The sequence below is a fragment of the Planctomycetaceae bacterium genome, assembly GCA_041398825.1.
GTDB lineage: Bacteria > Planctomycetota > Planctomycetia > Planctomycetales > Planctomycetaceae > F1-80-MAGs062.
Genome location: JAWKTX010000009.1, coordinates 294,304 through 317,193, shown reverse-complemented (window position 1 = coordinate 317,193; position 22,890 = coordinate 294,304). Strand labels below are relative to the sequence as shown.

The 22,890-nt window shown below is 54.0% G+C and carries 5 protein-coding genes; all 5 read right to left on the bottom strand.

Annotated elements, in window-relative coordinates:
• Positions 1-56: 56 nt before the first annotated feature.
• Positions 57-665 carry an SDR family oxidoreductase gene (locus R3C20_17515; protein ID MEZ6042305.1) on the bottom strand — a complete coding sequence of 203 codons (609 nt, stop codon included), beginning with the start codon at positions 663-665 and terminating at the stop codon, positions 57-59.
• A gap of 366 nt (positions 666-1,031) precedes the next feature.
• Positions 1,032-1,625, bottom strand: a complete 594-nt coding sequence (locus tag R3C20_17510; GenBank protein ID MEZ6042304.1) for a redoxin domain-containing protein — start codon at positions 1,623-1,625, stop codon at positions 1,032-1,034.
• A gap of 355 nt (positions 1,626-1,980) precedes the next feature.
• Positions 1,981-3,114, bottom strand: coding sequence for a DUF1559 domain-containing protein (locus R3C20_17505; GenBank protein ID MEZ6042303.1), 1,134 nt, complete (start codon positions 3,112-3,114; stop codon positions 1,981-1,983).
• Between the two features lie 382 nt (positions 3,115-3,496).
• The gene (locus tag R3C20_17500) at positions 3,497-19,954 is read right to left on the bottom strand and encodes a GEVED domain-containing protein (protein MEZ6042302.1); all 16,458 of its coding nucleotides are present in this window, start codon (positions 19,952-19,954) and stop codon (positions 3,497-3,499) included.
• A 568-nt stretch (positions 19,955-20,522) separates the two neighbouring features.
• Positions 20,523-22,889, bottom strand: a complete 2,367-nt coding sequence (locus R3C20_17495) for a UvrD-helicase domain-containing protein (GenBank protein MEZ6042301.1) — start codon at positions 22,887-22,889, stop codon at positions 20,523-20,525.
• Position 22,890 lies beyond the last annotated feature (1 nt).

Genomic DNA, 22,890 nt, shown 5'->3' with positions numbered 1-22,890 from the left:
GGTTCGACCATCAAGCGGATATTAACCAGCGGTCGAACGTTCAACGGTGAGTGTGGTCATGCTGCATCTGAGTCAGCAGTGCGCTGGATTGCACGCGTCAATTTTTGCCGAAGCCGCTGCATACCTCGAATCCATCGGTCTCGGTCCTCTGCTTTCAGTTGAAAGAACTCAGCAACCTCAGGCTGAGGCAGGATCAGAAATTCTTCCTTCCGGATGCCCTCCACGACAGAATCTGCGACTTGATCCGCAGTGAGGGCATGCAGGTGCAGATACCGATGGATGGGATCCGAATCGTCAAGCATATCAGTGTAAACGCCTAAAGGGCAGATGCACGAAACTCGGATCCCCTGACGTCCGTAACACACCGACAGCCATTCTGCCATCGCCAGGTCGGCGTGCTTGGTGACTGAGTATCCGGCAGATCCAATTTCAGTCAACAGTGCCGCAGCAGACGCCGTATGCAGCAGGTATCCCCCGCCACTCTCCAGCATATGCGGCACAACTGCTCTGGCTGCGTACATTCGCGACATCACATTGACATCCCAAAGCCGCTGCCAGTCTTTATTCGAGCACTCGAGGCCGTCCCGAGCGGTGATCCCAGCGTTCGAACAAAAAATATCGATGCGACCAAACTTCTCGATCGCCTGCCGCACAAGAGATTGAATTTCGGCTTCGCTGGAAACATCGCAGCAAAGAGGAATGACTCGATCCTTATCAGAATCCAGGAAGCTGCAACAGCTTCAGCCGCATCGAAATTAATATCAGAAACAACCACTCCGGAAGCGTTGAGGTCAGCAACCTTCCTGCAAATAGCAGCGCCAATTCCTGATCCAGCTCCTGTGACGACAACGACTCTTCCAGCAATATCCAACGCCCTGCTCCTTTTGGGCAACGATTCTCCTGCCGATCAGTTCAATCTGTAAACTCCGGCGAAAGGCAGAATAGCGATCTGATTTGATTCTCCCAACCGAATGCAAGCAGTTCTCCGGACGTCACTAACGAAAAAACACGAAGTCGATGGACGTCAGCCGCTATTGTATTTCCCCGGTAATCAATGCGTTAATCATGTGCTGAGGGTTGTCGACGGGACGTGGAGCATTGCCATTCCAGTCTACCAACCCGAGACGGTCGATGTAGAAAACGCCTCCAGCAATTCCGGCGGACTGATCGGAAACCACGGGCTCTTCAGCTGCGCGTCCCCAGGCAACAGTCGGAGAATCCATCTGTCCACTGGCTACGTCGCTGAGAACCGGAAAGGGCAGTTGACTGGCATCTCCGGCACGTACCTGCTGAGGCAACAAATTCGTGATGGCACACACGATGATGCGATTGCTCTTCAGCACAGGGTAGACGTCTTTCAAACGTTTCAATATCGCATTTGATTTCACATCTTCGGTGCGATCGAAGAAGACAATCAGAATCGAATGCCGGTGCAGGTAAGCATTCAGTGAGAATCGTTTCAATTCTTTGTCGAGCAGTTCAAACGATGGCGCTGGCCGACGATCTTCGACCATGATCTGAGACATTGCTTTGGAACGCGGCGGCGTAACAGCTCGCCACCAGCAAAGCCCTGTGATGACAACGGCTGCAACAATTAATCCCCATTCTCGAGGTTTCAGTTTCATTGATTTCAATTCAAATCTTCAAACGCGGCGGCACACTTCTCTAACTGTGCTTTTGCCGATGACGGTCGTTCATGAAGGAGCCCTGCCTGCGGGCATATTTGCCGTCAATACCCCTGAGGCAGACAAGCTCAGGCTCGCTTCCGGATGCAGAAGTTAATGAACGTAAAGGTTGTCTGGAAGCCACGGCAACGGCCAGTTGAAAAAGAAACGGCCGCGTCACTCAGCATCCGATCCCATCAAATCCTGTTTGCCTCTGAGATGATCAGTCGCCAACGGACATCGAAGGGGAACGAAAAAAGGGAGATATGCCTTAGGCATATCTCCCTACTGTTTCGAAACTTCGCATCAGCAATTCTTAGAAGTCACCGTCACTCAGTGGCGGCTGAGCATCAATCCCGACAGCAGTGCGAATCTTCGTGCCGGCAGGACTCATCAGACGTGTGTAGACATTGATATCGATGTCCTGTGAGATGAAGCCAACTGAACCGTCGCACCAGGCGAGATTTACACCACCGGGATGGTTTGAATTGGCAGCAGCCGAAATCTGCAGGTCTGGATTCTTAGTTGTACCGGGATTCGGCAGAGTTTCGGGACCAGCTTTCCGACGGTTGACCATAGTGTCGATAGTTGAGGCCGTTGGCAGCAATACAGAGGCAGGATCTGCGGTGAAGACAAAGCCTACATTCTCCCATGTTGGGCTGCCCCAGGTCTCGCCGCCAGCATTCATGTTTTCGCTCAACATGATGGTTTGGCTGGACCCGTCGTAGATTGAGTCAAGAGTGTGGCTGTGTTTCTGCCTGGCTCGAGCATATGAGTTGCCAGCAGTGTCAGTGTGAGGATAGTCGCTGAGATCAAACCAGAAGACTCCGGTGTCGCGGTGGGCATCAGAATCCGCCGGGTCTTTGTCAGCGGCGCTACCCAGAACATTCGTCCCTGCGTCAGCCACTGTTGCTGCACCATTGTAGAAGTTCAGGCCACCTTCAACCCAGTTTGTCAAAGGCTGGTACGCAGGAGTTGCGGCACGGTACCCGTGGTTTGCCACATAGCTGAGCCCACCATCCACATCGGCAGATGCATCATCAGGGCAGACCAGAACTGCAAGCTTGTTTCCAGTGGAGAGTGAAGAATTTGAAGTGAATGAAGCTGCCTTGTTCCAACGATCTGCCAGGTCACGTCGGTCAAGGTGAGGAAGCAGCTCAACAACCCAGCTGTACATTCCCACAATCGGACCACTACCGCTCACTTGACCAATCTTTCCAAGAGCTGGCAGCTGGCCCTTTCGGCCACTGGCGAAGTTGTGAGTCGCCAGAGCGATGTTCTTGAGATTGTTCTTGCATGACAGGGTTCGGGCTGCTGCACGGGCATTTTGGATCGCAGGAAGGATCAATGCCATCAATGTTGCGATGATCGAAATCACCACGAGCAATTCAATCAGGGTGAAGCCGCGTCGAGTTGAGTTCGACACGGCACTGTTTCGACGCGTCTGCATGAGCATTCTCCAGAAACAAATGACAGGAAATTTCAATCAAAATCAAGCACGCCAACGAGTGTGCTGCTCGTGATCCTTCAAAATTTGACCAGCAAAACGATGTAACGCAAATTCTGTGACAATTCGTTCAAAAATTATGAAATTGAATGGTCGCAAGAGGATCAACGGCAAAATTGGCGTGTAATCAGCGTTTGAACCTTATCGTCCCCTTCCGGTGTTTGCAACTAGTCTCCAGGGAAGTGCTACAACAGATTCACCAAGTGTTGCATCCTGCAACAGTCGTAACAACCGTGGTCAGAATCGAACAATTTCACTTGCTGCTTCGCGCATGAGAAAGGCTGACGCTTGCGTCAGCCTTTCTGTTTACCCGGAACAAGCGAGGTTACTTTTCTTCATTCTTCCTGCGACGAGAACGAAGTGGTGAAAACGCAAGCAAAGCGCCCAGGAGGCTCAGATTTGCCTGCTCATCGCTCGCGGGCTGGACTTCGACGGTTTTTTCGGCAGATTCCCACCAGGAATGGTCGCCCCAGCCCGCCAAAACCTCATCCGTTTCCTCGATCAGCACTTCCGCAGTGATCGGGGACTCAGTGGTGACAGCAATTGCTGAGACGGTGTCCAATACATCCGAAGCCTCCTGCGGCATTTGGGTTCCGGGAGTGCGAGCGGGAAGCATGCTGACGGACGCGTCGTAGGCACTTTCACGGGCAATTGCATCGCCGGAATCGGCCGACAGTTGATAAACAGCAGTCAACAATGTCGCATCTGTGGCAATCTCCAGCCCCTGAGCATCAGCGGCATCAACGATGTTCATGGTGATTGGGCTGCTCCAACCACTGTACTTACCGTTGATTGAACTAATCGCCCGCACCCAAACACGATAGGTACCAGTCGCCAGCGGGTTCTGAACGGTGAAAGAGTTCAGACCGATATTATCGACTCGAACAATTGGAGTGCCTGGAGTCGAAGGAAGCGAAATATAGATCTCGTATCCTGAGGCGGCTCCAACAGTCTGCCAGGTAATCGTCGGTGTGGTATCCGTGGTATTTGGCACAGAGTTCAGAACAGGTACACCGCCGACGGCAAAGTCAAACGGCGAACTCCAATTCGTATACGTCGCTGCCACACCTGACCCGGGACGACCGGGGTTCACGCTGCGAACCCACGCCCGATACTTGCCGTCGGGCAAGTCGGTGGTCGGCGTGTAGTTCGGTGTTGACAGACCTGTCGCACTCGAAAATGGTTCAAGGCGAGCAGTTGCCGGATTCACCCGGTACAGGATAAATTCGTAGCTCTGCGCACCGGTTACAACCCCACCCAACGTTTCTTTCTGGCTGTTCCAGCTGAAGTCAGGGGTCCGATCGAAGGTCGATGCGGGCGGACCAGACAATGTTGGTGCCGTCGCGATTTCAAATCGAACAGGTGTACTCCAGTTGCTGTATGTGCCAAAAGCATTTCGGGCTCGAGTCCAGAAGATGTAACGTCCGATCGGCAGGTCGCTTGACGGTGTGTAGCTCAGCGAATTCAGGTTCGTTGCCAGAACCGCCCGTACTGGGGCAGTCTCGTTATTCACCCAAACTTCATAACTAACCGCTCCCGGCACACCTTCCCAGGTGAGCGTTGGAGTGCTGGTTGCAACACGCCCGGTTGGCAGAAGATTTGTAGGAGGTGTTGCTACTCGGAATGTCTTGCCCGGACTCCAGAAAGAAGCCCTTTGGGACAACGGAAGCGAGCTGCTGGCACCTTCTACAAAAGTACGCACCCAAACCGTGTAAGTGCCAATGCCAAACACACGTTCCGTTGGAATGTAGCTCGTGCCCGGCACGTCTGTGATGATCAGGAACTGTTCTTCACCGCCAGTTTGACGGATATAGATCTCACTGTTTCCTGCTCCAAGAGGTTTCTCCCAGGTAATCTCCGGATGTTCCCCAAAGACTGTGGATTCCGGTGTCAGAACTGTCGGAGCTGTTGCCACCATGAACGAATAGTTCTGGCTGAATGCAGAAAGGACTGCTGGCCCGGTGGAACTGGTTTTCGGCAGATTGACGGCCTGAATCTGGTATGTGTACTGACCCAGCGGTAGTTCATCTACAGAAGTGTACGACGTCGATGGCAATCCATTGACGTTGATGACAACAGTACCGCTACTGTTTCGGACAATCAGGTTATAAGCATCCGCCCCTACGACCGGTTCCCAACCAAACGTTGGAGTCGGGTCATTCAGGCGTCCGGTCGGAACAATCGCTGTTACCTGTGAGGAAACAGTAAACGAATGTGTGCTGCTCCAGATGCTGCTTTCACCATCTGCATTGTAACCAATCACCCAGACATTGTAGGTCGCCAGAGCCAGGTCAAATGTTGGAGTGAATGAGGTACTGGTGAGGCCCGTTTCGAAGAACAGTTTTCCTTTCGCGTCGGTAAAGTTGTTTACCTGAATCGTATAGGTCACTGCACCGGGGATCGGATCCCAGGTGATCGTTGGCCGTACAAGATTCGTAGTCCCAATTGGGGCCGTAATCGTGGTCGGAGTTCGCACTTTGAATGTTGAGTACGGACTCCAGTCTCCCGCAAGGTCGGCTCCATCGGTCGCGCGAATTCTCACTTTGTATGTACCAATCGGCAGATCGATCGGGACGTCGTAGGAAGCTGCCGCATTCGGCGGAAAGCCGGAGTCGGACACGAAACCAGTGTGCACCACGGTGTTTGATGGACCGGTCACAATTTGTACGGTGTACGACTTCGATCCGGCAACTGGCGTCCAGGTGATCGTCGGACGGTAGGTGTCGTTTACAACGCCATTGTCCGAAGGCGACTGGACGGAAATTGCAACCACGTCAAACGTGTAGCTGACCGGGACAGCGGGGGTCCCGGCACGATTTTTAGCCGTGACCGTCACCGTGTATGTGCCCGGGAGCAACGGTGTCGTTACTTCAGTGCTTGTGGTGATCAAATCGGTCTGGCTGAATACCGGACCAGACGCGCCTTCAACCAGTACATCGTAAAAGTAATTCGCGTCGTGGAATGACCATTCAATGATCGGCGTTGAGTCGCTGGTTTCAGGTGCAATCGCGTCGCCCGGGATAACGTCAACAGGTTTGACGACGGACGGTGCCACTGGTGCCTGAAGATCCTGAATGGTTACAACATAGTCTTCCACTTCTCCGTCATCTGCTCGTCCTGTAGGAGCGAGGCCACCTGTGCTGCTGACTCGGAATCGCATCGCGGTATCACCAGTCGGCGTACCAGCGGGTATTTCGAAGTCAATTCGGTTTACCCCGGCTACAACATCGTAACTGACACCCGCATTAATATGTTCCGCGTTACTGAATGCACCATCCTGGTCCAGATCAAGCCAGATATCCAATTTCCCTGATTCTGAAGACGTCACCAGGAAGTATGTCGGAAGATCGACACCCGCAGTGGACTCGAACGACGTTGGGAAGACCACTCCATCCTCATCGTCAGTTCCCGCGGCATCATCGCCGGTTGCTCCTGGTGTTGGGACCCCAGTCACTTCGTTATCGACCGTCGCACCAAGATGAAGGTTCCCCTGTATCGTGTGAGCAGCCCCACCGACGCCCTGTGTGGTGCCGTAGGAATCAGGGGCATCACCATAGTCAACAATCAGCGTCGTAAATGTAGCTGTTGCCTCGTCTGCTAACGGACCGAATGAATCTGTCACCTGTAGTTTGATGTCGTACACGGCAGGTGCGGTGATGCCATAAACCGATTGCAGGGTCGCCCAGCTGATGACTGTGGTTTCTGCCGTTGTGTTCAGATCATAGGTGCCGTCGCCATCAATATCCCACGAATAACTCAGCGTGTCACCGAAGAATTCATCAACGTCAAATGACCCGGTTGCGTCGAGCGTCAGGCTGTAGCCTTCGTCCACGACGTAGTCAGGAGTGACGGCCACAGGAGCATCATTCACCTGTGTCACGACAATGGTCAGGGTGACAGAACTGGAAAGATTATCGTTTGGAAAGACATTGGAACCGTCGTCCATCAACGTCAACGTGACGGTGACCTCACCGGCCGTATCAGCGGACGGTTGGTAGAGGAGAGTTCCGTCTGCCTGAATCTGCAGAAGATCGAAAGTCAGATTCCCGCTGACAGGCACTGGCGTACCAAGAACCCACGTGAGATTCTGGACACCAATTTCATCGATTGCAGTTGATCGTCCCGCAGCAAAGGTATCGATCAAATCGACAGACTGAATATCCGTCACATTGTTCAAATCAGCATCTTCATCCTCAAGGCTGTTGATATTGACAGCCTCAGGAGTGAGTGTGAATACCGGTTCGTCGTTGACCGGATTCACCGTGATTGTGAACGTCTGAGGTACGCTTTGGGCAAGTTCGCTGTCAACAAGGACAACTCTTACCAGAGCGCTTCCGTTGACATCCTGAGCCAGCTGGAATGTGAGTGTCCCGGTTACAGGGTCAATCTGTGGTGAACCTGCTGCAGTGAAGAATGTCGTCGGTGTCCACGCTCCCGTGGTGGAGATCACTGTCACCTGAGCGGTCAGAGTCTGGTCCTCGTTCGCTGGCCCTGCATTCTGACCGGTTACGAATGAAGGAACGGTGACGGTCGAACTGGACTCGTCTTCAAACTCTGTCAATGCTCCCAGCACAGGCAGATTGTCGAAGGTCGGAGCATCGTTGACGGAATTTACCGTGATGTCGATCGTATCAGAATCCGTCATGACAGGTGAGCCGGGAGCTGCAAACTGACCGTTGTCGCTCGTCAGAACCGTCAGTGAAGCTGGCCCGAAATAGTCCTGATCAGGTGTAAAGACCAACCCATCGAGAGCAGCATTCAGGTCGTCGACGTCCCCTTCGAATTCCACGACGAGGTCACCGGTACCCGTACCGTTTGTCAACGTCAGCCCGGCCAGAGTGGGAAGGGTCAGTGTGCCGTTGACCGCAGTCAGCGTCACGGTAAGGCGATTGTCTCCCAGCCGAACATCCGAATCGCTGACCGTGATTGCATTGCCATTCGCTGTGCTGAAGACAAGGGGCACATCCTCGTCAGTTGTCTGTGCTGCTGGTACACCGTTAATTGGAGCATCGTTCTCACCATCGGTGACCACGATCCGGAACTTCGTTGAGCCATCTGCTTCGGTGGCAGCGAGGTAGTTTCCAGCCAGGTCTCGCACACCATCGATTCCGTCAGCGGCCCCGCTCGTAGCATCATTGTTGTCAACAATGATTGTGTAGCGACTTTCAAACGGGAAGAAGGTTACAGCGGAGAATATCGCTTCTTTTTTAATGCTGTTGTTGGTGAAGATGTAGTCTGTACCCTCAACAAGAACGACTCCATCACGCTCCAGGACGAACTGCGAGGACGAGATGGTGGCATCATCAATACCGATTCCTTCGTCGATCAATCGGATTCGGAACTGCCGAAGATTGGTCGCTTCATCGGTCCAAACGGCATTCAATTCCGAATCGAGGTCAAGGGTTGACTGATCTTCCGGAAGTGCCAGGACAGCCGTTGGCTGGAAGAAGTCGACTCTGTCGATTGCCCCTCGGTCGATAAATACGTTTGCCCCCTGACCAGCAGGAGTTGCAACAGCCTCATCATCGCCGCGAAGCTGGCCGTAAACGTCAAGTCCCGGTGCCAGAATTGGCGACAGGCCAAGTCCAAGCGGAGCTTTGACACGCGTAATGTCTGAACGGTCGCCCAGTGAGTTTAACGAACTGTCGATAGCCTGCGAGAATGGAGCCAGGTAGTAATTGTCATTGGCCGCATCAACGAACAGCGGATCCATTGGGTCCAGAAGGATGATCGGGAACGTGCCGACTCCGATTGCCCCAGTCGCCGCGTTGGTGCCGTTGCCTTTGTAGAGCGTTCCGCCAATCACTGTTCCTGCCGACTGAGAACTGGCGTCGACCTGAATGCCGGTGCCAAAGTCAGCAACGATATTGTTCAGAAGAGTTGGGCTGGAATTTTCGTTCACGAGTATCCCGACGCCGCTGCCAACACCCACAATTGTGTTGTTTACGATGCGACCATATGGGACTGACGCCAGCGGATTGTTTGCCGTATCCCCGCTGAATCTGACCCCACCGCTGCTGTTGGCAGCGATCACGTTGTTCATGACAACGACCCCGGTCACGAGTCGCGCGGTGTTGATTTCCTGCGTATTCTTTACAGAACCTGGATGCGGCGTTGGGTTCAATCCTCCCCGGGCACCAGCATCGATGTCGATTCCGAACCCAAGAGAATGGTTGATTGTACTCGACTGAACAACGATCTGACCCTGATCACGGAAGTGATTCTGATCTCCGAACGCATTGTAAACAGTGATGGGCATGACGGGTGCGAGTGATGCATCCGGAATGAGAGAACCATTCTCAGTCAGATGGATCATGCTGCTCACCCCAGCCGACGTATTCCGGAACATGGCCTGGGTCTGCAATACTGCCTGCGATGCCTGAGAATTGATTGCGTTCAGAATCAGGGACGCCATCAATTCCTGATTGTCCTGTCCGGTACCAGTCAGCGTCGAAAGCGGAGTAAACACAACGGGAACATTGCCGGGGACAAGGTCTGCCAGCCCGATTCCACTATCGATGAACTGGAACGTCACTTCACGCCAACCATCGCTGATAACAAACGTTGAGTTATGCGGAATCAGGTCTGACGTAGGAACAGAGAAAGCAAACCCCTGTATTTCACGATCATTTGTGTCGATCGCGCGATAGAGAACGTTGGTTGGGTCCGGAGTCTGTGAAAGCCCGAAGTCTGTGGCGCGGCGAATTTCGACATCATACGCACCGTCAGATATTCCGAGGTATTCGTTTCCAACTGGTCGTTGAGGATCATAGAGATCGTTATTGATGATGAATGTCGCCGTGGACGGTGCATTGGTCACCATTTCACCGCGTTCTGCAAAGCCGATGATGATGTCATCAATATAGACACCCTCGACCGCATTATTCATGCCTCGAAGCGAACCTGGGCGAGTCGCCTGCCCGTTCACAAACCCAGCTCCAGGCCCTGAATTTTCACCGAATGAGTCACCTGGGAGGAAGTCTGAGAATCCGAACGGTCCCTGATCAAAGACGGTGTGACCAATAACCTGAATGAGTTCCTCATGCCCCTTGATGTTGGTCAGATCGCTGTTCGACCAGATGTCTGCCATCGCCTGTCGCATCGCGACCGCGACTTCATTCGCCGTCATATCGGCGTAAATCGAAACCAGCTTGTTCAATCCAGCGACCCCGGTGCCACCGGATGTCACCAGCAACGAATTGAAAGGAACGGTAATTCCGGGAGCACTGCGGATGGTGATGCGATTGTTTGTAACAATCGACGTCACGAATGGCGCAGTATCCAGGACGAGAGTTGTTCCCGGAAGGTCGTGCGTCAGTGGTGTACCGCGACCATCTACCAGAAGTGGCGATCCGTTGTGATCGACTGACATCGCTGATCCCAGCGGATCCGAAACCAGGGTGTAGGTCATCGGTGAAGAAAACGTGTCGATCACACCCGTCCCGGCAGGAGCGGCAGTACCGTTATCGGTGTAGATAACCTGGAATGCATCCAGAATGGAAACGACGCCAGCCAGATTGGCGGCCGTACCAGCCCCGAAGACATTGTTCAGAGCCGTGACAATCCGCCCCGCAACAACGGTGGCACTGTTGTCCGTCTGAATTTGAAACGCATTTGTGGGTGCTGCGGCGACAAAACTAAACACATTGCCATTGATGTTCAGCGTATCGCCGTTCAGCTGTGCCACATCGGTCGTCGTTAAACGGAATGTTGATCCGAAGGACGTATTGACCGCCCCGGCGATATCTACTGTGTCCCCGTTAGCAGTCGCAACGGTCTTGCCCAACGCCGCATTGATGGCGTTGGCCGTTCGAGTGGCCATGAGAGCAGCAGAATCTCCATTCACTGCCGTGATGTGATTGGCAAAAGTGTTCCACGGGCTTCCCGGATCGCGATAAGTGAACGTTTCGCCATAGACAGTGAACGATTCACCCTCAAAATTGGTGGCCGTCACATCCACCATCTGAAGCTGGCCGCCAAGGAAGACACCCTGACCAGTAGCTGACAGATCGGGTATTGACACTCGATCCAGATTTGCAGTTGCGGTATTCGCCCCGAAGATATTGTTAATCGCTGCCGCGGTTCGGGTCGCGATCAGTGTTGAGGAATCTCCCGGGCGGGCCAGAATTTCACCGGTGCCCAGCGGGTTGTTTGTATACCGGAACGTGACACCCCGCAGCTGGAATTCGTAGCCTTCAAGTGGGTCGCCAATGGACGTTATCAGGGAAGATCCGCGAATAAAGCTGCTGTTAAAGTTTGGAATATTCGGAACACTGACGCGGTCAGTCACCGCAGGATCAATGAACGCAGTTGTCGGACCAAATTGAGCATTAATGGCAGCCAGAACACGGTTCGCAATGTCGCTCGCCGTGTCGGTGCCCAATGCAAGGATGTCTCGCGGACGACTTGGCGTTGCGGTGAATGTGAATGTTGTGCCAAAGAGAGTGAACGATTCACCTTCCAGCGTATCCACACCGGTTGGTGTTGGAATCACAAGGCTTCCGCCTGTCACAACGGCATCGAGAGCGGTTGGTATGTCCGGTAAGCTGATTCTTGCCGGAGCACTGGCGTCCACAAAGGCGGTGCCCGGCCCCAGTTCTGCGTTGATAACAGCGACAGCAGCTGCAGCAACGGTCGCCCCTGAATCACCTGGCTGTGCCAGAATATCGGTGGCTGCCACCGGCGTCGCTGTGTACGTGAATGTCTTGCCCAGGAAGGTGAACGATTCCAGTTGAAGCACATTGCCTGCGGGAACATTCACCGAGCTGCCAAACGTAATCACCCCGATCTGTGGGAAGTCGACCTTTGGCCCCTTGGAGAATGCCGTACCAACGCCCAGCACCGAATCTACAACAACAACTGTTCTGGCTGCCAGAGTGTCAGCTGAGTCGACTGCATTTGCCAGAATATCCGATGGCAGAACCGGATTCGCTGTATAAGTGAAGGTCTGCCCGAGGATGGTGAACGATTCACCTTCCAGCTGACTTCCATCAGGCAGTATGACACTCGTACCACCGAAGTACTGATTCAGGAAGGCGTTTGTGCGGTTTGCGATGTCCTGTGCCGTATCGGTTGGATTCGCGAGGATATCCTCGGGACCGACTGGATTTGGCGTGTAGGTGAACTGAGTGCCGAAGACCGTGAAAGTCTCCCCGGCGATTGCTCCACCCGATGGCACTGTCAGATGAGCGCCCAGGTCAAATTCAAAGGTTGTTCCGTCAATGGTCAGCGTGTCGCCATCGGTCAATTGCGTTGCGTCAACGGCACGCAGTTCCGAACCTGTGGTCAGCACGTCACCAAGGTTCATCGAACCTGCAGTAGAGAAATCGAACCGAAGTTTCAAACCGCTTCGACCAGCGTAGTTGCTCAGGTCAATCCGTGCCTGACGCCACCCATTTGTGTTGTCAAACGCTTCAACGACGTCGACGAATGTCTGCACCACAGGAGCAAGCGTTGGAGAACCATCCGGGCCATAGTCATACTCATCGAACTGCGTGGCACTATGTAACGAGTTGTTCGTTGTGACAAGATTCCAGTTTCCGTCCTCGTCCCCAACGAATACGCGGAATGAATCCCGCATCAGCGTGTCCGGATTCGTGCCGTAGACGTAAGCCGCATCTTCTGTTTCAAGGAAGTAACTGAAGTAAAGAACAGGCTTATCTGCAGATGAGTAACCTTCCAGACTGAAATCATTACTCACGACAGTCCCGTAAGCACCGCCGGGGAAATCGACGTTACGAGTTCGTGCCGTCGCAGGTGCGTTATTGGCGTCTGTGTTCTTGTTCCCGGCTGTTGTGCCCTGGCGTTCATTACCGAAGTAGAGACTGGTCCCACCCGCCTCCGGTAGTGCGATGCTGTTATCGTACGGAGGCACGTCGATCCCGTGTCCATCGTCCGCCGCATTCAGTGAACCACGGTTCCCGGTTGTGTGCCACAAATTGTAGTCCAGTGTACTGAAGGCTAGTCCCGTGACGTTGAAGACCCCCTGGACCTGGACTGAAGTTTGGGCATCCACGAAGATTGGCAGCAACTCGCCCGTCTGATCAAACGCGAACAGCTCGCCCGTCGAACTGATACCAAACAACACATCAGCATAACGACCGTTTTCAACTTCATCCGGTCCGAGTGACAGCCCCTGGAAGTTAATGTTCAGGCCACCGACGTTCGCAATAAATGTCGTTGCACCACCATTCTGGTTGATTCGATACAGACCACCTGCGTCATCCACCATCAAGAACTGGCCGCCGATGGGAACCATACCCGTGATGGTCCCGTTCAACCCGCCATTTGTGAACGAGGTGTCGACCTGGCCAATTTCGGTCTGTGTTGTGCCAGCCCCCTGAGTTGCCTGTGCCGCATTCTGGCGGTTGTTACCGTTATTCCTGTTGACCTGATCGCCGGTGGCCAGGTTGAAGTTGTAAAGGATGTTGTTGGTGAATTGAGCTGCGACTCCACCTGTCTGACCTGGCTTAGGGAAAAGCTGAGATCGGTTACCGACGGCCCACAGGTTATTGCCGGTCGTTCCTGTGTACGTCATTGCGTTAAACTGGATACCGACGTCATGAGCGGCAGCAGCGGTACCGTTCAGCAGGTTCGTCGCAATCCCATCATCACCAATGACAGTGGCTGCAGCAGTGCCGGTATCAATGCGAAGATAGTTACCGACATTCCCATCGGTGAAAGCACCGGTCGCCGGACCCGTTGAAAACGAGTGCAACTGTCCGTCAGCACGCATCGCGATGTCTCCCGTGGACGGGGAGAATTGACCGAGCAGAGTTTCAATGGCTCCCGTAAACGGATCCACCGACGAAATCACAGACCGATTCGTTCCAGTGATCCCACGAGCCTGGCTGACAAACAGCGTAACGTCGCCCAGGTTGAATGGCACGATGTGCTGAGGGTCAAGCTGCCCGCCGGTGATTGTGAACAAGTCAACGACCGGTGCCAGCGCGGTCGACGCCGTATCGGCCGCACCGAATCGTTCTTCTGCAATTCGCTGGACAGAGTTCACTGGCTCGAAGCGAACCAACGACGAAGTCGGATTCGACTGCCAGTATTGATTCATTGCCTGAGGCACTATGTCATTCGGGAACACAGCCAGACGATACGTCCCACCGATCAGTTCCACTGGCCCGATGAACGGGTCCAGCTTCCCATTCGATCCGCGAGTCAAATCGCTGACGTCGGCCCCGTTAAGGCCCTTCGGCTGGTCATCCGAAATGTTCGAATCGCGACCAATCAGGATGAGACGGTTATTCGAATCGTAAACGGCAACGGTCACATCAGCGCGTGAGAAGCCATCGGCAAAGTCCAGGTCGATTGTGACAGGAACGTGTGGGGCATCCAAAGCCACCCCACCAATTTGCTGAGTCGCGTCATAATTGACTTCAAACTCCCAGAAATCGACGTCGTACGAATTAGGATTCGTATCGGCTCCAGTTGGCGATCCCAGTCGACCCGCCAGCGACAGAGCTGCACGATCACTGTTCATCAGGTTGCCAACAGTGACCGAAGTAACGCCGGTACCCGGCGAGATTTCGGTGCTTTCGCCAGCTAACGGACTGTGTGCGGGCTGGCCCAGAATCTGAATACCAGTGTTCGCATACCGAATATCAGCATAAGTAATCTGCGTTCCGGGGATTTCGTCCAGCTCATTCAGACGAATCTGCAGTTGGTACGCGCCGGAAGTCAAACCGGTCAGCTGAGTGGCGGGAGTGGGATTACTGCTCCTCACGCGAACAAAGTATGGCTGCTGCGTCCCGGTTGTCCCGGGCAGCACTACCCGAAATCCGGCGTCCAGCGTGCTGAACGTGTAATGGTCCCCCAGACTAAATGGATCGTAGGACATGAGCCGGGCATTCGTACCTGGCTGCAGGACCGTCACATCTCCAATGTTGTCTGAAATCGCGATGATCTGACCATTTGCATCAAGCAACTCAACAACAGAATCCAGCGAATTGGCCGTCCGGTCGATATCCAGAACAACCCCGGTTCCCGCAGTGGCACTGAAGCTGTAAATGTCGGAATCGCCCGGGTTATCAATGAAGCCCTGAATCTCAAACCCCAATCGAAGGTTTTCGTCTCCGGACTTTTCATTTGCCGCGAGCAGACCAATTGATTCGGCGGTGGTAATGGTGCCGTTGGTGTCTTGTGACAAGCGATCCGCAACTTCGCTCTCCACATAAACGGCTACGTTTCGATCGTGAGCATACTCGTCAATAATGATACCGCGCCAGTCGCCGACAACACCGGTGCCCAAACCATTTCCGTTCGTGTCACGCAGTGGCAGACCATCGAGGTCAAATCCGGCACCCACGGTGTCGTCGGATAAGGATGTCATCACGACAGGATTGCCTGGCTGACCGATCACCTGAAGACTTCCACCGACTCGGTCAATGATGTCCAGAGGATAACCGTTGGCCGTAAATCCAGCGTTACTGCCTGACAACTTAATGACCAGGCTGCTGGTGGAACTGCTCTCCAGTCTCAAGCCCCCGTAGTGCTGGAAATCAGGAATGTAGACTTCGTTCATCAGAACGTGAACGATATCGGTGTCGTCCCAGACTCCCTGCGTGGTCAGTGTTTCTCCACGCACTTGCAATCCGTTGATGGTGTTCCCACCGAATCTGTTATCCCGAATCAGCGGACCCTGGTTATCGCCATAAGCTTCCTGACGGTCGGCCGTTCCGGTTGATCGCCCGTAGTCCGAAACAAGGCTGCTGTTCAACGCATTGGCGTTAATATTGATACCAGCACCGATGTTATTTCGGAAATCGTTATTCAGGATCACCGGTTGGGACGCGCGAACAAAGATTGTTCCACTGGCATTCGGGAAGAGGCCGTCGCGATCAGAAGACGCGGTTCCACCGACGCCTGAAGCATTCGATTCAAAGACTGTATTGCGAATTCGAGCTGTTGCCTGATGGACTTCAACCGCATTGAAACCGGCAAAGTTGCTTCCAACGGGAACAATACCGCCGGCAAACGTGATCAACGACTGGTCAATGCTGGCAGTTGCAAGATGGCCGACATAAATGCCGCCCCAGTTGCCGGGTGAAGGCACTGCTTCGGAAGGTGCATTATCATCGTTATTCGTGTCGAAAGTACCACCAGCCCCGAATCGGTCATCCAGTCGGCTGGTAAAGATAATCGGACGTCCGATGGTGCCTTCAGCGATGAACTGTGCACCGACTTCGGTTTCAATTCTTGCCCCTTCAAGCTTAATGACCATGCCAGGATCGATCAGCAGACGAGCATCCGGGCGGGCACGATCACGGCTCGCGACAGGAATCAGCGTTCTGCCAAGATCTGCACCTGTATCAAGGTACGTGGTCGCAGAACGGTCAAGGTTGGCCACCAGTGTATAACTTCCACCGCCAAGATTGTTGCTGCGGTAGAGTCGGCGACCGGTATAGGCCGCGGTCGCTGCAGGGAGTCCGCGGACATCAATTGACCCCTGCGTATTCAGAGTAGCCGTGACTGTGATGGCCGATGCCGGACTTTCCACGCCATTTTCGTCGGTGAAAACAAGACGATAGTTGTAGCTTCCGGCAGCAAGATTTCCCGAACCGGTGATGGTGGTCAGCGTAACGATGTTGACGGCAGGTGGAGTTTGATCTCGAACGGCACCACCGGGCATCCCCTGAATTTCCAGATTCTGGGCGATGACGTGCACGATGTCTGTGTCATCGAACCGCCCCGGAACTGTCAGCTTCTGGGTTGCATTTCCGGCTGGCGTCGTCACTCGGATGAACAAACCGTTTGTGGAGTTCTCAAGGAGCGTATTTCCGTAAATGTCCGGCCCAACACGGTTGTAGTCGCTCGTAAAGGGCTGAGCTCCACCCTGAAAACGGGGCGAGTGGAAAGTCAATTCTTCAAAGCTGTCAGGATTGGCCGAGATGGCGGAATCGCTCGACCGCGTGATCGTGTTATGAACAATTGTCGGCTGCGCACCATCAATGAAAATCGGGTTGATCGTCTGAAGTACCGAATCAACGACGACGTTACCTCCCCCGAAGCGGATGTCGGCATTCGATACATAATTCAGAAACTCACCTTCGCTCTGGAAATTGAATCGAGCCTGATTGCGGTCAATCGTATTTCGGAACGCAATACCACCCCAATCGCCGGCCTGCGGCGTTGTTGGAGTCGCGGAAGTATCAGTACCGATGGATTCATCGTTCCATGATGTGAAAATCACCTGATTCAATGGTGTCCCGAGCACCTGCAGCGCACCACCGCTTCGATCGACACTGGTCGACGAACTACCAACGCCAATCAAGGCTCGCCGCAGCTTCAGTACCGCTCCAGCGTCAACCATCACGGTCACGCCTTTGGGAACTTCGAGCGTTGTGCCGTCCTGAAGCGGTTGATTCAGTGTATTGAACCCAATCTGATACGGAACATTATCTTCGACAGTGGCAATATCGCCATCGGCTCCGCCGTTACCGACAATTCGAATGATTTGACCCGGAGTCGCCACTGCCGTCGCATCGCTGATCCGAGCAAATGGCAATGTTGTTGAACCGTCAGCCGCATTATTTCGGACGACAGACCCGGAATTGTGAGCCACCACTGTTGTCGAATTGAAGCCACGAGTGACAGTCAGGGTTCTGGTAGTCGGGTTGATGCCGGTGATCAGCATTTGCTCGTTGTCAACCCGTATGACATCATTCACCTGAAACGGCGCAACACTTTGTACGACAAACGACGTGACGCCGGCACTGACGGACGTCGAGGTCGTAGACATCGCTCCCTTGCTGACAAACAACGTGTCAGCCTCAGAGGCCGTCCGGAACCAGAAGTTGTAAACACCTCCTTCAATACCGTCTGCATCTCCGTCAAACTTCTGACCCGTCGTATCAACGATTGTCGTTGTCTCATCGGGTCGGAAATCGACGCGCATCTGGTACGCACCCTGAGATGTCCCTCCGAATCCCGTTCCCGCTATCGTTGGGTCGTAGCTTTCATTCCCAACGGATGAAATGCCGAGGAAGTAGGTAACCGGGGTTGCCCCGGCCGACAAATGCAGTTGCAGGAATGAATCTTCGCTGAAATAGTCATCGTTCTGCGCAATCAACTCTCGGCTGCCATCGGCATTCTGACGGTAGAGCCTGATCACAGAATCAAGTCTGCTGCTGTTTGCAAGGCGTTCCGCGATGACCTCCGTCGTGAATGTACCGCTCGTATTTGCGGCGACATTGAACTGATAGAGGTCAATATCGATACTGTCGGGGCGGTGCAGGTACTGGCCGTGAACAACATCAATGTCGCCCGGAAAGTCGGGCTCCGTCGCACCAACGGTGGCACCTCCGTTTGACCCCTGCACAGTCAATGCGGGCACGTCATACGTATGGCCAAGCCCGAGCAAGTGGCCAATTTCGTGCATCGCCACCTCAAACCATGAACCGCCAGCTGTATCGTTCCAGATCTCTGCCTGGTCCATGATCGCCATGCCGCCACCAGCGAGGCCCGCGACTCCGCCAGGCCCGGTAGGAATAGTCGGATCAAGCGCACGGAGGTCCCCTGTGACGATCGTCAGGCCACTCGCGTCCGTCTCGCGGAAGTCGATCCCCAGATAGTTGCTGTAGAATTCAAAGACTTCCCTGGCACGCTGCTTCTGGGCAGCCGTGATCACGTTCTGCAGCGGATTCCCCAGAGGATCAAACCCGTAGAAGCTCTGAAAATTGTAGTCAATCTGGGAAGTTCCGGGCGTACCATCAGCACCGGCATTAACGTGAGTTTCGATCTCAACCTGTCGATTCCCGATGTCAGTCAACGCCCCAGGGAAGACGAACTGGTATGGCTGCGGATCGATCGAGGACGAAATGATATGGCTCTGATTTCCACCTGCGCTGATCGTGCCCAGAACTGTGTTCGCCGTTGCAAAACTGTCGCCGGGATCTGCGAAGACCGGCTGAGCCAGCGGCGCCTGAGGAGCGGTCTCGGCATTACCAACCCGAAGCCGATATGACCCCGCACCAGCACCTGGCAGTGTGGCCAGATCGCCGGCAAAAGTAAGCACTGCGGTATCGGTGACGTCATCGTACACTACGGATGTCGGAACGAAGGTCACGTCATCCAGATTCGACACCGTGTCCTGTGTGTAAATCAATTGGTAGAAGCCCGGAGTTTCAGCTGCAACCGGATCCAGATCATCCTGATTGAGATACAGGACGATCTGATCACGAGCCTGAGTCACCGTGCCATCCGCATTGACGGTGACGGGCTGCGGATCCACCGCTGCGATCTGAGCACCAAGATCAAGCTCAAATTCAAACTGGTCGTCGGCACCATTGTTGAACGCAGTGCCTCCATCCGTCGTCAGAATATCTGACCCCGTGCCCTTCACCGTAATTCGGTAGACATCATCAGGAAGGTTCTCTCCAAATCGAAGCACCACTTCATTCGGTGCATTACCGACCCCGACAAATCCAATCGATACCGGCACGTCATCCGTGCTGGGAACAGCCAGCGAGTCGAGAATGCCGTCGACCCCTCCCCGGGTCACCTGAATCGAGTCGGGCGTCACACTTGACGCATCGATGTTCTCGCCCAGACTGAACTGCAGAGTTAGCTCCTGCGGAGCGATGTTCCTGACTTCGCCGTCCGTAAGAAACGCCCCAACGTTCGGCCGAACAGCAACCAGCGATGTCAGGAGTGAACGAATTTCCAGTTCCTCAGAGGCTCTTGCGGACCGTTTCTGAACCGGGCGACGCTTCGTAGTTCGGGACTGAGTTTGCAAACGGTAACGAACTGCGTTGAGCCACGAGGAAATCAGCATTTCTGCGTCCCTGGAGTCAAAAAAACTCGGAAAATGTTGAAGAAACCTACTGCGAGACGCGTCAGGCGACTGGCAGCTTGCATCTTGAATTAAGCGGCGACTTCGTAAGTCCCGACATGTTAATCTGTTAGGCCGATTCCGGGCTACCGGAAACTTAAACAAAGCGCGCGCATGGGTCCTGGTGGATCCAAGACGTAGATTTTCACGTTATCAAACACCTCAAAGTCCAGTAGAAAACCGGAAGTTTCCACCGTATCGAAATTGTCGGCGCAGTTTGAATCGATACATCAGGAGATCTTCGACCGGGTTTTCCCTAACAAGCCCGAGATGTTACCTGGGAGGCTGGGTTCAGTCAAAACATGCCGGGGCGATTTGATATGCACTGTGAAATGCCAAATGCCACCCGATTCCTGGTCGGAATCCCAACGTTTGAGCATGATCGGCAGCCCGGGAGCAAACAGCATTCCTATCGTGCAAAGTTTGTCCCAGCGATCGTTCCTGCCTGAGAGGGATGATACTCCCATTCGCAACGCCACTTCGGACGCGAAGACCGCATTCAAAATTCTGACTAAAGTTCCAGCGGTTGCAGGGGAGCCTTCCCCAGGACAAACGTTTCCTCACGTGAATCGAGGTCGAAGACGACACTCACTGTGCCTTTTCCAGTGAACGCAGACACGGACTTCACATAACCCGTGCCGTACCTCGGGTGACGCACTCGCATTCCTTCGTGATAGAGCAGCCCGGAAACCATCGCGTTTGCGGCCAATTGCGAACCGGAAGGTGGGGCCGAAGATTGCGATCCCTCGCGTTTACTACCGCTGTGGCCCTCGACGTCACTGTCGTGCCCGCCAGAACGCGCCTGAAGCTGTGTCCCGGTCATCAACAACAGTCGATTCGGTTGATTCTTCGCGAATTCGAATCGCTTTCGGGCCTCCGCGAGCTTCCGATCCATGACGGATTCTGTGATCTTTTCAGCATGCGCCTCTGAATCAAAATGTCTCTGAATCGCCGACTCAATTTCCGGTACAAACATACTGCTGATGGTCGTTCGTCGCATCCCCCGAAACGTTCGCTCGATGGTCTGCGTCAGCGTCAGTTCCTGCATCGCTCGCGTTATTCCGACAAAGAATAGGCGTCGTTCTTCCTGAAAACTGGCAGGGTCGCCGTTTCTGACGGCCCGTTCATGTGGAATCAGCGAATTCTCGAGCCCAATGATGTAGACCGCGGGGAATTCGAGCCCCTTGGCTGCATGCATTGTCATGAATGTGACGCTGCCATTTGTCGAGTCCACGTTATCGACTTCACTGCTCAGACACGCCTGCTCCAGGAAACCCTGCAGCGAATTTGGTTCCTCCGGATTCAAAGGCTCCATGGCGTCATATTGCCGAGCGGATGTAATCAGTTCGTGGACGTTTGCCACTCGGTCCACGTCGACTTCGTCATCGGCTTCGGACCAGATCTTCAGGTAATCAATCTCTGCGATCAATCTCTCCAGAACCGCAGCCGCTTTACCTTCGGCGCTGACTTCCTGGAGACGCTGAATCAAGTCGACAAATGCCTTCAGCGGACCCAGCGCCCGGGCACTGAGTTCAGCGATTTCCTCTGCCTGAACGGCTGCCTCAAATAGTGAGATCTGATTCTTCACAGCAAAGCTCGAAAGACGCTGCAGAGACTTTGCCCCGATACCTCGCATGGGACGATTGACGATGCGTTCAAATGCCAGATCGTCCGCATCGTTTTCAATAAGACGAAGATAGGCAATCAGATCTCGAATTTCCGCGCGTTCAAAAAACGAAAAACCCGCAGCCACCTGAAACGGAATTCGATGGCGTGAGAATGCTGTTTCGAGTGGCCTCGACAACGCGTTGACCCTGTAAAAAACAGCAAAATCGCTGTATTTCCGTTCTCCTTTTCGCACTCTCTCCGCAATCTCAGCCGCGATGCCATCGGCTTCAGCATCGCCATGGTCGAATACAAGCAGGCGAACTGTGTCCCCCTGAGGGTTAGCGGTCGTCAGTGCGCCACGATGTTTTCTGGGATTACACGAAATCAATTGTTCTGCACAGTGAACGATACTTCCGGTGCTTCGGAAGTTCTGATCCAGCGAAACAATCTGAACGTCGGGATAGTCGCGTTCGAAGTTGGGGATATTTTCAGGCCGGGCCCCTCGCCATCCGTAAATCGACTGGTCAGGATCCCCGGTTGCGCACAGGTTTGGGTGCCGCTGGGAAATGGCTCGTACAATCTCGTACTGGGCCAGGTTGGTGTCCTGATATTCGTCGACCAGAATGAACCGATATTGATCATCCAGGCGTTCTCGCACGTGATCGTCTTCACGCATGATCTTCACAACATGCAGCAGGAGATCATCGAAGTCCACCGCATTCTGCTGCAGCACCCGCTGTTCGTATTCACCGAAAACCTCATACACAACGCAATCCAGCGGCGTACCGGGGCGTTCATCGAAGTGCCGTCGGAAGGTTTCAGCAGAGATCAGGTCGTTCCGGGACTGGCTGATCCGGGCAAGAACCCGCGCCGGGTCGTGAAAGGACGTGTCGAGCCGTTCGTCTTTCATGATCGACCTGACCAGTTGAACCTGGTCGGTGTGGTCGAGAATCGTAAAGTTCTGGCGGAGTCCGACGGCTTCCGGATTCAAACGAAGCAATCGCGCGCAAAAGCGATGAAAAGTGCTGACCTGCACGTTCGTCCCGCCGAGCAGATGAGTCACACGATGAGACATCTCACGGGCCGCTTTGTTTGTGAATGTCAGCGCCAGAATCTGATCTGAGCGTACTCCCTGCTGTAGCAATCGAGCAATGCGGTGGGTAATGACGCGAGTCTTGCCCGAACCGGGACCGGCGAGCACCAGCAATGGCCCTTCAAAATGCTCCACCGCTCTGCGCTGGGCCGCAGTCAATCCGTTGGCTCGTTCCATT